General features: G+C 67.4%; 9 protein-coding genes and 1 pseudogene. 4 read left to right on the forward strand and 6 right to left on the reverse strand.

Annotated elements, in window-relative coordinates:
* Positions 1-74: 74 nt before the first annotated feature.
* On the forward strand, positions 75-2,399 hold the full coding sequence (locus tag KXD96_RS19945) for an ABC transporter ATP-binding protein (protein WP_260739099.1): 2,325 nt from the start codon (positions 75-77) through the stop codon (positions 2,397-2,399).
* On the opposite strand, the pseudogene KXD96_RS19950 reads toward KXD96_RS19945, so the two are convergent.
* Positions 2,375-3,489 (reverse strand): annotated as a pseudogene (locus tag KXD96_RS19950) (esterase-like activity of phytase family protein). The gene KXD96_RS19945 and the pseudogene KXD96_RS19950 overlap by 25 nt on opposite strands.
* 138 nt (positions 3,490-3,627) lie before the next feature.
* Here KXD96_RS19950 and KXD96_RS19955 point away from each other — a divergent pair.
* Positions 3,628-5,580 carry an acyl-CoA dehydrogenase gene (locus KXD96_RS19955; RefSeq protein ID WP_260739101.1) on the forward strand — a complete coding sequence of 651 codons (1,953 nt, stop codon included), beginning with the start codon at positions 3,628-3,630 and terminating at the stop codon, positions 5,578-5,580.
* Between the two features lie 30 nt (positions 5,581-5,610).
* Here KXD96_RS19955 and KXD96_RS19960 read toward each other — a convergent pair whose 3' ends face one another.
* Positions 5,611-6,078, reverse strand: a complete 468-nt coding sequence (locus KXD96_RS19960; protein WP_396878853.1) for an LppP/LprE family lipoprotein — start codon at positions 6,076-6,078, stop codon at positions 5,611-5,613.
* Between the two features lie 313 nt (positions 6,079-6,391).
* Here KXD96_RS19960 and KXD96_RS19965 point away from each other — a divergent pair, with 313 nt between their 5' ends.
* Positions 6,392-10,624, forward strand: a complete 4,233-nt coding sequence (locus KXD96_RS19965; protein WP_260739102.1) for a bifunctional nitrate reductase/sulfite reductase flavoprotein subunit alpha — start codon at positions 6,392-6,394, stop codon at positions 10,622-10,624.
* 131 nt (positions 10,625-10,755) lie between these two features.
* Complete coding sequence (locus KXD96_RS19970; protein ID WP_313901665.1) at positions 10,756-11,016, forward strand: hypothetical protein; 261 nt, start codon at positions 10,756-10,758, stop codon at positions 11,014-11,016.
* Positions 11,017-11,234: 218 nt separating this feature from the next.
* Here the strand turns inward: KXD96_RS19970 and KXD96_RS19975 are convergent, their stop codons facing one another.
* The 4 genes from KXD96_RS19975 to KXD96_RS19990 all read right to left on the reverse strand — a co-directional run bounded on the left by KXD96_RS19975 (position 11,235) and on the right by KXD96_RS19990 (position 14,372).
* On the reverse strand, positions 11,235-12,488 hold the full coding sequence (locus KXD96_RS19975) for an HNH endonuclease signature motif containing protein (RefSeq protein WP_260739108.1): 1,254 nt from the start codon (positions 12,486-12,488) through the stop codon (positions 11,235-11,237).
* Between the two features lie 149 nt (positions 12,489-12,637).
* Positions 12,638-13,132, reverse strand: a complete 495-nt coding sequence (locus KXD96_RS19980; RefSeq protein ID WP_260739109.1) for a CAP domain-containing protein — start codon at positions 13,130-13,132, stop codon at positions 12,638-12,640.
* Positions 13,133-13,143: 11 nt separating this feature from the next.
* Positions 13,144-13,752: a hypothetical protein gene (locus KXD96_RS19985; protein WP_260739111.1), complete on the reverse strand. Its 609-nt coding sequence runs from the start codon at positions 13,750-13,752 to the stop codon at positions 13,144-13,146.
* A complete protein-coding gene (locus KXD96_RS19990) occupies positions 13,749-14,372 on the reverse strand; it encodes a tetratricopeptide repeat protein (RefSeq protein WP_260739112.1) in 624 nt (207 codons plus the stop codon). The genes KXD96_RS19985 and KXD96_RS19990 overlap by 4 nt, the downstream gene beginning before the upstream one ends.
* Positions 14,373-14,375 lie beyond the last annotated feature (3 nt).

Genomic DNA, 14,375 nt, shown 5'->3' on the forward strand with positions numbered 1-14,375 from the left:
GGACCCCGGTGGAGAGACGGCGGCCAGCGGGTAGACACTGAGTCGAGCTGACCGTGTGACGAAAGGTGGCGGCCATGCGGCCCGAGGCTTCCGCGTTCAGAGCCTCCCCGTTGACCGTATGGGTCGGGTCGGCGCGATTCGACTTCTCGCCGGGGCGCGACGTGATCATCGGCTACGGCCCGGGCAGCGACATCGCCCTCGAACGCCTCGGAACTCCGACCTCGCCACCGCCGGCGCCCCGCCCCGAGGTGGTGCTGCGGTTCGCCGGCACGCACTGGGTGGCCATTGATCTGAGCCACAACGGCATCTTCGTCGACGGCGCACGGGCATCGACGGTGAATATTCGCAACGGTCAGGCGATCAGCCTCGGTGATCCGCAGCGCGGTCCGCGGCTGGTCTTTCAAATCGCTCACCACGCCGGTCCGCCCAGGCCGGCTCCTCGGCCGCCCGCTTACCCACCGCCTCCTCCTCCCGTCGCGCCCCAACCCGCGCGCCCCAACGATCCGAACCTGCGGGCCCCGACCGAGCGGGAGACCCAGCGCATGCGCGCACTGCCGCAGCAACCGGCACCACCCCCTTCGCCGCCCGCCGCTGCGGATGAGCAGGCGAAGGGTCCGGGCCTGATCGAGCGGATGATCACCTCCAAACTGCGCGTCGCGCGTCCGTCCTTTCGCACCGCGCAGGGAAATACCACCTATCGCTTGCCGCTCAAGGCCGAGGCCCGCACCGTCGGGGTGGCCGCCTACCAGCTGGGACTTACCGTCGACGGGCGCGAACTGCTGTCGGGCGTCTCGTTCGCCGCGCGGCCGGGCATGTTCACCGCGGTCGTCGGGCCGTCAGCCACACGCAACTCCGCCCTGCTCGGGCTGCTCGCCGGAACCAGGCAACTCAGCTCCGGGCGCGTGACCGTCGACGGCCACGACGTGCACGCGGAGCCGGAGCACATGCGCACCCGCATCGGCGTTGTGTCGCCCGACGACCGCTTGCACCGGCAGCTCACCGTCGACAAGGCGGTGCGGTACGCCGCCGAAATGCGCCTGCCCCAGGATGTCTCAGCCGAGCAACGTGACCGCGTGGTCAGCCAGGTCCTCGAGGAGCTCGGCCTCACGCCACACCGGGCCACCCGGATCGGCAAACTGCCACCCGAGGTGCGCCGGTGCGCCGCGCTGGCGGTCGAGCTCATCACCCGGCCGACCCTGCTCGTCGTCGACGAGCCGAGCGCCGGTCTGGATGCTGAGCAACAGCGTCACGTGATGGCGATGTTGCGCCGGCAGGCCGACATTGGCTGCGCGGTCGTGGTGGCCGTGTCATCGCAAACGTCGTTGCCGAACCTCGACCTGTGCGACCAGGTGCTGGTCTTGACCGCAGCCGGGACGACGGCATTTTTCGGGCCGCCCCCGCAGATCGAGCCCGCGATGGGCACCGCCGACTGGTCGCAGGTGCTCGCGCGGGTGAGCGCCGATCCCAACGGAACTTACCGAGCGTTTCTCGCCCGGCCGCAGGCATCGGCGTCGGCGGCGCCGCCAGAAGTCGTCGCGCCGTCGCCGCCTCCCACCCAAGCCCCCCTGACGCGCCAATTCGGGTTGCTGGCCCGGCGCGACGTCCGACTGCTGTTCGCCGGCCGCCTCTATCTGGTGTTCTTGGCGATTCTGCCGTTCGCGCTGGCGGGCCTGACCCTGCTGATCCCGGGTGATTCGGGCCTTGCCCGGCCCAGCGCGGGCAGCGCCCACCCGCACGAAGCCATCGAGATCCTGGCCGCCCTCAACGTCGCCGCAGTGATCATCGGCACCGCGCTGACCTTCCGGGCCGTGGTGGGCGAGCATCGCATCTTCCGGCGCGAGCAGGCTCTCGGGCTCTCGACCGCGGCCTACCTGGCCGCCAAAGTCCTCGTGTTCGGCCTGGCCTCGGCCGTCCTGGCGGCCATCGTGTTCGCCATCGTCATCGCCGACAAGGGCGGGCCCGCGCGTGGCGCCGTCTTGCTGCACAACGCCACGGTCGAGCTCTGCGTAAGCGTCGCGGTGACGGCCGCCGTGTCGGCGGTGGTCGGGCTGGCGTTGTCGACGCTCGGCAAGTCGCTGCGCGAAGTCCTGCCGCTGCTGCTGCCGGTGATCCTGGCATCCGCACTGTTCAACGGGAGCCTCGTTCACCTGGTGAGCAAGTGGGGCTTCCAACAGGTCTCGTGGTTCGTCCCGGCCCAATGGGGCTTCGCCGCGTTGGCGTCCACGGTCGACCTGCGCAGGGTTGACGCGCTGGCCGCCGACTCCGAGACGTGGACCCACTACAGCGGCTGGTGGGTGTTCGACATGACGATGCTCGTGCTCTTCGGCGTGGCGGCGGGGGGCTTCGCCCTCTACCGGCTGAGGCGCCGAAGCGGTCACATCGCGAACAACAGGAACTGAGTGACCTGACCGGGTTTGAAGTTGTTGTCGCTGACCAGCACCACCGATTGGCGACCGTCGGGCAGTTTGGGTCCCAGGGTGATGCCCTCGACGTTGTCCAGCGGCGACAGTCCCGGTGTGGCGGACAGGTCGACCGCCAGCGATTTTCCCATCGCGCTCACGGCCGCGTTCTGCAGCGACGGCGTGGCCAAAACGTCGGTCGCGGCACCGATTTCGGCCCGGTAGATTCGCACGGTCGGCGGCCAGGCGGAGGATCGTTCGACCACCAGAAACGTCGTGTCCGACAGCGCCACCAAGTCCGAGAGACCGTTGAGGCCGGCGGGCGGGGCGGGCGGCTCCATCGGGTAGGCGTACTGAGCGGTGGGCGCCCCGGTGGCGACGTCGAATTTGGTGATCCGGGTGAGCACGCGGTGGCCGTCGCCGCCGGCCGGGCCGTCGTTGTATCCGGGCTCCTCCATCGCGGCGAACAACGATCGGCCGTCAGGTGTCAGTGCCAACCCCTCGAGCGCCTTGTCCCGGCGCGGACCCGTGGGCTGCGCGGACATCATGAGATTGCCCGGGAGGGTGAACTCGCCGAGGTAGGCGCCGTCCAGCGCGGCGATCCGGACCCACGGGTCGAGCAACACCGGCCCCGCGGTGAGCCGCTCGCCTTCGGAGGACCAATACAGCCGCTGCCGAACCGGGTCGAAGGCGACGCCCTCGGGATCGGGGGGAACGACCGGCGGCGTGGTGTCCAGGGTCAGCGGCCGAAACGGCCGACCGGAACGGTCCAGCAACGGGTGGGTACCGGGAACTTGACCTCGTCAATTCCCCTGCCGGATAAGGAGAGCTCCACGGTGTAGAACCGGGCCGGGTTCTTCTTCGAGCGGTCGTCGCTGATGACGTAGTACAGCTGACGGCCCGGGTCATAGCTGAGCGCCGACAGCCCGCCGATGACGGTGCCGTCGAAGGTGGCATCGAACGGCACCTGCGACTGCCCGAGATAAGTCAGCATGGGCCGCGGCGCGGTCGCGGGCCCGGGCGGATGCGCGGGTGCGCATCCGGCGAACACCAGGGCGACGCACATGCACGCTGCCTGGAGGCGACCCATACCCGCGAAGGTATCGCCGAGCGTGCACTCAGCGCGAAAATCGGGCCGCGACCTCGCACTGGATGCACGCTGGGCGAAAACGGCGATTGGCATCCGGTTGTTATTCCCGCGACGCGAACCGCAGGATACGGTCGGGTTATGGCGCCAGACACCACCACCATCGCCGACCATCTGCGCAACGCCCTCGACGGGCGTTGGCGCGACACCAGGAACCAGCTGCGGTCCACCATGAGCGAGGACCTCTTCCGGCCGCACTACACCCCGAACACGGTGATCGCCCGCACCAAGGTGGCCGAGCAGATGAGGATCATGGCGGCGTTCGGTGCCGCAGCCGACAATTTCCGCAAGGAGCACGGCGGAACGGGCGACATCGGCGCGGCGATCACGATGATCGAGATGCTCGCGATGTCGGATCTGTCGCTGATGGTGAAGGCCGGGGTGCAGTGGGGGCTGTTCGGCGGCGCGGTCGAGAATCTGGGCACCGAGCGCCACCACGAGGCGTACGTGAAGAAGATCATCAGCCTTGAACTACGGGGCTGCTTCGCGATGACCGAGACCGGGCACGGCAGCGACGTTCAGTCGCTGGAGACCACCGCGACCTACGACCCGGCGACCGAGGAGTTCGTCATCGACTCCCCCACGCCGACCGCCCGCAAGGACTACATCGGTGGTGCGGCCGAAACGGCCACCATGGCAGCGGTATTCGCCCAACTGATCACGACCGAGGACGGCAAGCCGGTCAACCACGGCGTGCATTGTCTGCTGGCGCCGATCCGCGACGCCGACGGCAACGACCTTCCGGGCGTGACGACGTCGGACTGTGAGTACAAGGGCGGGCTGCCCGGCGTCGACAACGGCCGCATTGTGTTCGACCACGTCCGCGTCCCGCGGGTGAACCTGCTGAACAAGTACGGCGACGTGGCCCCGGACGGCACCTACAGCTCGCCGATCGAGAACTCCAACCGCCGGTTCTTCACCATGCTGGGGACGTTGGTCCGCGGGCGGATCACTGTGGGTGGCAGCGCGGGCGCCGCCGCCCGCGTCGCCTTGGACATCGCCACGCGATACGCGTTGCAGCGCAAGCAATTCTGCGCTCCCGACGATGAGTCCGAGGTGCTGATCATGGACTACCTGGTGCACCAGCGCCGGCTGTTTCCGTTGATCGCAAAGTCATACGCGCTGCAGTTCGCCCAGAACGAGCTGGTCAGTAAATGCCACGACATCCAGACCGCGGACGCGCCCGACGCCGACGAGCAGCGCGAATTGGAGGCTCGCGCCGCCGGTTTGAAGGCGGCCAACACGTGGCACGCGTCGCGGGCAATTCAGGAGGCGCGGGAGGCTTGCGGCGGCGCGGGCTACATGGCCGAGAACCGGTTGATCGCGCTGCGCGGCGACACCGACGTGTTCACCACGTTCGAGGGCGACAACCACGTGCTGACGCAGCTGGTCGCCAAGGAGCTGCTGACGGCTTACGCCGATGACATCCGCAGCATGAGCCCGGTCGAATGGGTGCGCTTCGCCGCCAACACCGTCGGCGAGCGCGTCGTCAAACGCACTGCGGCAGAGATCATTATCCAAACGATCGTCGACGCCCGGCAAGACAGCGAGGAAGAGGGCAGCCTCTTCAACCGCGGTACGCAGATCAAGATGTTCGAGGACCGGGAAGAGTACCTGCTGGCGTCGGTCGCGCGCCGACTGCAGGCCAAATCCAAGGAAATGTCGGAATTCGACGCGTTCAACTCGGTGCAGGACCACGTCCTACACGCCGCGGCCGCACACATCGACCGGGTGGTGCTCGAGGCGTTCGTCGCCGGCATCGACGCCTGCCCGCACGAGGAGGCCCGCGAGCTGCTGGGCGTTCTGTGCGATCTGTATGCGCTGTCGGTCATCGAGGACGACAAGGCCTGGTACATCGAGCATCGGTACCTGTCCACCGAGCGGGCCAAGGCGGTGACGCGGGGTATCAACGACCGGTGCCGCGCGCTGCGGCCGAACGCGGAAACGCTCGTCGACGGTTTCGGGATCCCGGAACAGTTGCGCTACGCCGAGATGTTGCACCCGGAGAACTTGACGGACGGCGTCGCGAGCTGACCAGCTGGTTGCGCACGTTGTAGCGCAACGCTACTGATTGGGTATTTTGCCGAGCGCCTTCAGCTTGCCGTCCTGACCGATCTCGAACTTCACCGTGCCGCTGCCGGTGGGACAGCACGGCTGATCGTTGCCCTTCAACCATTGGTACTGAACGGCGACGGTGTCATCGGAGGGCGGCAATACGGTGATGTATGGCTTGGGATTTGGGGTGGGCGTACCCAGCGGCGTGTTGTGATCGAAGAACAGCAGCTGCTGCGGGGTCGATTCGCTGGCGATGGTCGGGATGATCTGAACCCAGTACAAACGGCACTTCTTGGCATGTCCCCGAGCGATTTCCACCCAAGTCGTTCCGGGGATGGTGATGGGAACCGACGCGATGGCCCGCCGCACCGTGTCGGCCGTCGGGCCGTCGGAGTCCTTGCACTTGTCGGGTGACATCGGCGGCGAACCGGTGTGCTTCCCGCCGCAACCGGAGGCCAGCAGGATCAACAGGATCACAATCAGCCGACGCACTCGGTGAGCTTAGCGAAGGCTGTGAATGTCCAGTTTGTTTGGTTCCGGACCCCGCTTTGACAGACAAAGCCTCCGGCCGCCCGGGTAGCCTTGACCGGAGTTGGCGGGCCGACGACGACCCCCGCTGGCCTCGGGCTTTACGGCTTTTCCGAGACTTCACGCGCGCGCATTGGCCCGTGAGAGGAAGCCGTAAAACGGGGGAAACTCCGGATACCCGGTGCCGAAACATCCTCGTCGCACCATTCAACGCAAGCCCATTGTGCTCAATGGAGGGAAGGTAGGCGTGGCCACGGAGTCCATGGCGTCAAACAGCGATGCCGTGAACACCATGTGCGCGTACTGCGGCGTCGGCTGCGGAATGGTGCTGCAGGTCACAACGGATCCCGAAAGCGGTCGGCGCCACGTCGCGAAGCCCCTTGGCAACAAAGAACATCCGGCCAACTTCGGCCGGCTGTGCACCAAGGGTGCCACCACCAACGACTTGCTCAATGCACCCGGACGAATGGAATCCGCGCAGCTGCGTGCCGATCGTGGCGAGCCCGCCGATCCCGTCGACATGGACCGGGCAATCGTCCACTGCGCCCGCCGGTTACGGGCGATCATCGATGCGCACGGCCCGGATTCGTTTGCCATGTACGTGTCGGGCCAGATGTCCATCGAGGCGCAGTACCTGGCGAACAAGCTCACCAAGGGCTTCATCGGCACCAACCAGATCGAGTCGAACTCGCGGCTGTGCATGGCCAGCGCCGGCTCCGGCTACAAGCTCTCCCTGGGCGCGGACGGACCACCCGGCTCCTACCAAGACTTCGAACACGCCGACGTGTTCTTCGTCATCGGTGCCAACATGGCCGACTGCCATCCGATCCTGTTCCTGCGGATGATGGACCGCGTCAAGGCCGGGGCGAAACTGATCGTCGTCGATCCACGCCGCACCGCGACCGCGGACAAGGCCGACCTGTTCCTCCAGATCGCCCCCGGTTCGGACCTCGCACTGCTCAACGGGCTGCTGCACCTGATCGTCGAGAATGGGCACACCGATCCCGAATTCATCGCCGAGTTCACCGAGGGCTGGGAGGTGATGCCCAGCTTCCTGCAGCAGTACACCCCGGACACTGTCAGCGAAATCACCGGGATCCCCGCGGAAGACATCCGCGCGGCGGCCCGCATGATCGGCGAAGCCCAGAATTTTATGAGCTGCTGGACCATGGGCCTCAACCAGAGCACGCACGGCACCTGGAACACCAACGCCATCTGCAACCTGCACCTGGCCACCGGCGCGATCTGCAAACCCGGCAGCGGCCCCTTCTCGCTCACCGGCCAGCCCAACGCCATGGGCGGCCGCGAAATGGGTTACATGGGACCGGGATTGCCCGGCCAGCGCTCCGTCCTCTCCGCCGACGACCGCGCCTTCGCCGAAGACCAGTGGGGCATTCCCCGGGGCACACTCCGCACGGAGGTCGGCGCCGGCACGATCGACATGTTCTCCCGGATGGCCGCCGGTGAAATCAAGGCGTGCTGGATCGTCTGCACCAACCCCGTTGCCTCCGTTGCCAATCGCAAGACCGTGCTGGCGGGTCTGGAGCGCGCCGAGCTGGTCATTACCCAGGACGCCTTCCTCGACACGGAGACAAACGAATACGCCGACGTGCTGCTGCCGGCGGCCCTGTGGTCGGAGGCCGAGGGGGTGATGGTCAACTCCGAACGCAACATGACACTGTTCCAGCCGGCGGTCACCGCACCGGGCGACGCGATGCCAGACTGGCAGATCATCGCCCGGATCGCCTGCGAGATGGGCTTTTCGGACGCCTTCAGCTACGGCTGCGCCGAGGAAGTCTTCGAAGAGATCAAGCGATTCTCGAACCCGAAGACCGGCTACGACCTTCGGGGCGTCAGCTACGAGCGGCTGCGTCGCGGCCCGCTGCAGTGGCCGTGCGCGCCCGACGGCGCGGGCGGCCGCAACCCCATTCGCTACCTCAACGACGGTGTCAGCCAGGCGCGGCTGCTCCGCGGGGACGGCAGCGCTCCCCGGTTGGCCTTTCCCACCGAGAACGGCCGCGCGGTGTTCTTCGCCCGCCCGCACCTGCCGCCCGAGGAAATGCCCGACAACGACTACCCGTTCCTGTTGAACACCGGGCGCCTGCCGCACCAGTGGCACACGATGACCAAAACCGGCAAGGTCGCCAAGCTCAACAAGCTGAACCCCGGCCCGTTCGTCGAAATCCACCCCGACGACGCCGCGCGGCTGCAGATCGCCGGGGGCGACTCGGTCGAGATCGCTTCCCGCCGCGGGCGCGCCGTGCTGCCCGCCGCGATCAGCGACCGGGTGCGTCCCGGCAACTGCTTCGCCCCGTTCCACTGGAACGACGTTTTCGGCGAGTACCTGGCGATCAACGCGGTCACCAACGATGCGGTAGACCCGATCTCGAACCAGCCGGAATTCAAAGCGTGCGCCGTCACTTTGGCGAAAGTCGCTGTGCCCGCGGCAGGCCCGGGCACCGAACCCAAGCCCTCGGTGGACGCCGACACGGAGTCACCCGCACCCGCGGTGGTATCGGAAATCAGCGTGTCACAGGTCGATGCCCTCGCCACCTTGCTCGGCGTGGCAACAACACCCGTGCCGGAATTTGATGAGCTTGGCCGCTCCTACCTTGCCGGAATGTTGACCGCTCTTCGGTCGGACGCCGGCCGACTGGCGGCCGGGGTCCCGACGCTGCCCCAAAGCGCCCCATTCGATTCCGGCACCCGGCTGTGGGTGGATGGCCTGCTCGCCGGTCTGTTCTCGCGCAACGACGGGCCCCGGCCCACGCCGAGGCCGGCGCCGGCGGTCAAGGAACCGACGACCGGGCCACCCCGGGCGAACGCCGCCGACCGGGCGCCCGTCGTGCTGCTGTGGGCGTCGCAGACGGGGAACGCGGAGGAGCTCGCCGCCGACATCGCGGCGCGACTGCGCGAAAAGGAGCTGCCCGTCGCGTTGCACAGCATGGGCGACTTCCCGGTGGCCGAGCTACGGACGACGCGGCAGCTGTTGCTGATCACCAGCACCACCGGTGACGGCGAGCCGCCCGACAACGGCGCCGGGCTCTGGCGGGCGCTAACTTCGGACAGCGCACCGCGATTGGCGGGCACCCGCTACGCGGTTCTCGCGCTGGGCGACTCCAACTACGACGACTTCTGCGGTCATGGCCGCAAGCTCGACGAGCGGCTGGCCCAGCTCGGGGCGACCCGCATCGTCGACCGGGTCGACTGCGAACCCGACTACGAAGACGGCGCGGCCAAGTGGCTGGCCGGTGTCATCCGGGCGCTCTCCCCCGCGCCCGCGCCCGCGCCGGTGGGCCGGGATGGCGGTGCGCCGGTGGCGACCACCTCCGCGGTGGCGCCGCGGCCCCGGCCTGCCAACGGCTCCGGAGCGGTCGGATACACCAAGAAGCATCCGCTGATCACGGACATGGCCCACAACATCAAGCTCGGCCGCCCGGAATCGACGAAGGACGTGCGGCAGTTGATCTTTCGTCTGCCCGAAGACACGATCAGCTACGAGGCCGGTGACGCGCTGGGGGTGTGGCCGCGCAACAGCGACCAGCTGGTCGACGAATGGCTCTCCGTCACCGGGCTGGACGGGCAGACCCCCGTCGAGGTCGGCGAGCATGGTCTGATGTCGTTGCGCTCGGCGCTCACCGAGCGCATCGAGATCGCCCACATCAGCCGCGACCTGGTGCGGTTCGTGCAGGAGCGCACCGGCGACCCGAAACTCGCCTCGATGCTGAAGCCGGAAAACAAAGCTGCCCTGAGCAATTGGGTGTGGGGGCGGCAGTCCATCGACCTGCTGGCGCAGCATCCGGTCTCCGCATCGGCTCACGAGTGGCTGCGGGTCCTCAAACGCCTTCAGCCGCGACTGTACTCGATCTCGTCGAGCCCCAAGGAGAGCCCGCGGGAAGTCCACCTGACGGTCTCGCCGGTGCGCTACAACTTCCAGGGCGTTCCACGCCGCGGGGTGTGTTCGACCTACCTTGCCGACCGCTCCCCGGGCGATCGCGTCGCGATTTATCTGCAGCCATCGAGCAATTTCCGGCCGCCGAGTGACCCGGACACGCCGATGATCATGATCGGTCCGGGCACCGGGATCGCGCCCTTCCGCGGCTTCCTGCAGGAACGTCGTGCGCTCGGCCACACCGGCCCCAACTGGCTGTTCTTCGGCGAACAGCACGCCGAGACCGACTACTACTACCGCGACGAGATCGAGCAGATGCATGCCGACGGGTTGCTCACCGAACTGGACCTGGCGTTCTCCAGGGACCAGCGCGAGAAGGTCTATGTGCAGCACCTGATGCGTCAGCGCGGCGCGCAGCTGTGGCACTGGCTGCAGGACGGGGCGCAACTGTACGTCTGCGGGACCGCGGACCCGATGGCCAAGGACGTCGACCGCACGCTCTGCGAGATCGCGGCCGAACACGGCAACCTCGATCCCGACGCGGCGAAGGAGTACATCCGGTCGTTGAGCGCCGACAAGCGCTACCACCGCGACGTCTACTAGGCGCACTTGTAATAAGACGGAAACGTCTCGCGCCTGCCGCTGAAACAACCTCGTCGCACCATTCAGTCATTGGTTGCGCGAGGAGGGACGTACGCGTGGCTCTGGATTTCGATGGGCCCCTCGAGGACACCGTGCGGGCGGTCTGCCCGCTGCAGTGCAGGCTGCGGCGCGCCGCAGACGATGACCGGGTCGATTGGGCCGGGCTGCCGGTCAACTTGGACTGGGCGTTCTCGCCGCAGCAACGCGACAAGGTCTACGCACAGCACCTGATGCGCAAGCGCGGAACTGCGCTGCGGCGGCTTCAGGACCGGGGTCAGCGGTGCGCCTGCGAGTTTGCGGCCGACGGTCGGCGCGTCTCCCCGGGCGACGCCGACTCCATGTCCGATCGGTGACGGCCCGGCCGCCGAAAATAATCACCAAGTTTTGAACAGCCCGGCGGGTCTGGCAGCCAAAAGGCCTGTGCCACTTCGTTGAGGCGAATACAGCTGCTTCGAGCGGAGTCGGTGAGTTGTGAGGTCATCGACTCCTGGTCGCGGACGCCCTTGCTGTGTATGGGATGAACGTCGGCGCACTCAGGTTGCCGGTGGTGACCGGCCCGGTAGCCGAGTAGTTAGTTGGGTGTTGGTGGTGGTTGGGGTTGGAAGGGGTCGTACCACCACCATTGGGCGCGTTCGCCGGTGGGTCCGGGGCAGGGTGGCACGGCGGGTGGGGGTTGGGTGGGTGGGCGGGCCAGCGATCCCGGGCTTAGTGCTTGGCCGGCGTCGTCGGTGACGGTGAGAGTGTGTGCGGGCCCGGTGAGGGTGATGGCGCCGCGGTGGTGCGACCGGTGGTGATAGGGGCAGACCAAAACGAGGTTGGCCAGCTCGGTGGGGCCGCCGTCTTCCCAGTGCCGGATGTGGTGGGCGTGCAGGCCCCGGGTGGCGCCGCAACCGGGAACCACGCACATGCGGTCGCGATGCTCCAGCGCGCGGCGCAACCGCCGGTTGATCACCCGGCTGGCCCGGCCGGCGCCGATGACCTGGCCGTCGCGTTCGAACCACACTTCAGCCGTGGCATCACAGGTCAAATATTGGCGTTCGGCGTCGGACAGCAGCGGACCCAGATGCAGCGTCGCAGCGCGCTGTTTCACGTCGAGGTGCACCACCACGGTGGTGTGCAGCCCGTGGGGGCGGCGGGTGGCCTCGGCGTCCCACCCGGCCTCGACTAGGCGCAGAAACGCCTCGAGGGTGCCCGGCAACGGGGGCCGCTGATCGGAGGCGCCCTGGCCGTTGTCGTGGTCGTGTTTCCATTCGGCGATCAGCGCCTCCCGATGAGACGCCAAGGCGGCGTCGAACTTCGCCGCGTCGGGCTGCGGCAGGGTGATCCGGTAGCAGCTGAACCCCTCGCCGGGGGTGGTCTTGGTGATCGAGGGCTGCGGTTGCGGCCGGGAATCGGGGTCGGGTCGCGGTTCGAGCTTGACCGCGGTGCGCAGCTGGGTGACCGTGGCGACGTGCGCCAGCTGCGCGTAGTGCTCATCAGATCCCGCACCGGCGCGCCCCGCGATGACGCCGACCTGATCCAGCGACAGCCGACCCTCCCGCATGCCCGCAGCACAGCGCGGAAACTCCCCCAGCCGGCCCGCGACGGTGGCGACCGTCTGCGCATTGGCCGGCGAGCAGCCCGTCTTCCAGGCCACCAACGCCGGCACCGACCGCGCCCCCGTGCCTCCCCACAACTGCTCACGATCGATCTCGGCGACAATCTCCACGATGCGCCCATCGATGGCGTTGCGCTGACCGGCCAACTCCGCCAACTCCTCGAACAACCCCTCAAGGCGCTCTTTAGGACTCACCACCACGGCCTCAGCAGATGCGGTCGAAGACATAACCACATCAAAGCAGCCGGGTACGACAACTCCCGGCCCGCCGAACCCGCTGCAACTATTGCGAATCGTGAGCCAGCCAGCTTTCACGGCAATAGGACCGCTGGTCAACCGCAGAGGGTCTCAACGAGGTCCACGTCTTCGGTCGGACGTCACCGATTGCGCGGTGCCGGCTGCCCGTACATCGCTACCACGACGGTGCGGTCCACGCTGTTGTCCGACCACACCCCCATGGCGGTGTTGGCGCAGTCGCGGATGATCGCCATGTCGTCGGGGTTGTAGTACCACTGGTTGACCAGCTCCAGGCTGCTGATGGCCATGGCCGGGTTGATCGCCACCGTCTGGGACGCTTTGCCGTGGAAGCCGGCGGCGTTGGCACGGTCCTGCGGTATCGATCCGTCGGATCCTCTGTCGCCGTTGATGTTCTGGTTCTTCAGCATGTCGTCGGCATGCCATTGAGCGGCCAGCGTGAGCGCGTTATCCCTGACGACGTCGTTCGTGCACCCCGCCTGATGTTGCAAGGTGTAGACGGCGGAGACGACGGCGCTGTTGAGCCGCTTGTTGTCGGCATGCGCGGCGGGGGCTGCCAGCAGCACCTGCCCCGCGAGAAGAAACGCCGCGGGCAGCGCACGCACCGATCCGATCATGACGACTTCCCTCACACCGGGTCGAAGTGCGACACCAGCCATCGGCCGTTGACCCTGTCCAACGTCACGCGGACGACCGGCTGGGTATCCGTCGGAGCGCCGCCCCCGACCGTCACGGTCTGGTTAACGAACAACAACACCACGGCGTGGTTGGCGGCAGCCGAAACCGGGCCCGCGGCAGTCACTTTGGCGACCGCGGTGATGTGTTTCTCCTTTGCCCCCGGAATGACCACCTGGCGGGTGAGTTCGGTGTACGCATCCCTGAAATCTCCGGTCAGCCGCTCGCGGGCGGCGGCCAAGTCTTTGTCCACCGAATCCGCCGTGTACGACAACAGTGCAACCGCGTCGTCGCTGGCGACGCGCACCGATTCGGCACGGGCTTGAGCGGCATCGTCGGCCGAGGCCGCCACCCATTTGAAATAACCCGCGCTCAGCGCCAACAGCAGCGCCAGTCCGGGCAGAACTCCATACGCGAAGACACGCGACCACGGGATCGGACGCCTTCTTCTCGTGGTGTCGGGCTCGTCGTCGGGGACCTTAGCGATATCGGCGGCGCCCTGTGGCGTTGACTCGTCGTCTATCTGCTCGTTGTGCGTGGCGATTTCGTCGAGAGTCGTCATGGCACGAACACCACATTCGACACCTTGGCGCCCTGGCCGACCGACCGGACCTCGATCCGCATGCGCCATTCCCGGGGCGCCTCCTCGCCACCGGCGGTGCGCGACTTCACCCCGACCGCCACCAGCACCTGACCCGAATCGCCGCGCTGCGACTCCAGACCGGCGTCGGTCACCGTGCCTTCGGATTTCGACTGCGCCGCCTTGACAACCTCGATGAACGGCTTGGACCGCTGCTCGAAGTCATCACGGAATGCTCCGGTGGCGAGATCGAGGATGCGTTGCACGTCGGCATCGACCTGCGTGTAGTTGATCGTGGTCAGGTTGACCGCTCCCTGCCGTGCAACCTGAACGAACAGATCGCGCTGGGCTTGAGCCTCATGCTGTTGGTAGGTCCGGTAGCCGAGCCAACCGGTTAATCCGGCCAAGACCGCTACGACGAGGCCACCGGCCAACAACGCTCGCCCGGTATGCGATAGCCACGGGGTGGCGCGGTACCGCAAGCGGGTGAGCTGACCCTTGGATGGGGTTGTCTCGCCGACGATCTCGCTCGGCTGATCGTCAGGGTGTTCGCCACCCGCTGCGCCGTCGGGTTCGGCGGGCTTTTCGGTCTGTTGTGCCATGTT

This window comes from Mycobacterium sp. SMC-2 (assembly GCF_025263485.1).
In the GTDB taxonomy this organism is placed as follows: Bacteria; Actinomycetota; Actinomycetes; order Mycobacteriales; family Mycobacteriaceae; genus Mycobacterium.

Bases quoted from the DNA above. Each gene is read 5' to 3' on its own strand.
- KXD96_RS19945 (WP_260739099.1), top strand. From the start codon at position 75: ATGCGGCCCGAGGCTTCCGCGTTCAGAGCCTCCCCGTTGACCGTATGG.
- KXD96_RS19965 (WP_260739102.1), top strand. From the start codon at position 6,392: ATGGCGTCAAACAGCGATGCCGTGAACACCATGTGCGCGTACTGCGGC.
- KXD96_RS19955 (WP_260739101.1), top strand. From the start codon at position 3,628: ATGGCGCCAGACACCACCACCATCGCCGACCATCTGCGCAACGCCCTC.
- KXD96_RS19990 (WP_260739112.1), bottom strand. From the start codon at position 14,372: ATGGCACAACAGACCGAAAAGCCCGCCGAACCCGACGGCGCAGCGGGT.
- KXD96_RS19975 (WP_260739108.1), bottom strand. From the start codon at position 12,488: ATGTCTTCGACCGCATCTGCTGAGGCCGTGGTGGTGAGTCCTAAAGAG.
- KXD96_RS19985 (WP_260739111.1), bottom strand. From the start codon at position 13,752: ATGACGACTCTCGACGAAATCGCCACGCACAACGAGCAGATAGACGAC.
- KXD96_RS19980 (WP_260739109.1), bottom strand. From the start codon at position 13,132: ATGATCGGATCGGTGCGTGCGCTGCCCGCGGCGTTTCTTCTCGCGGGG.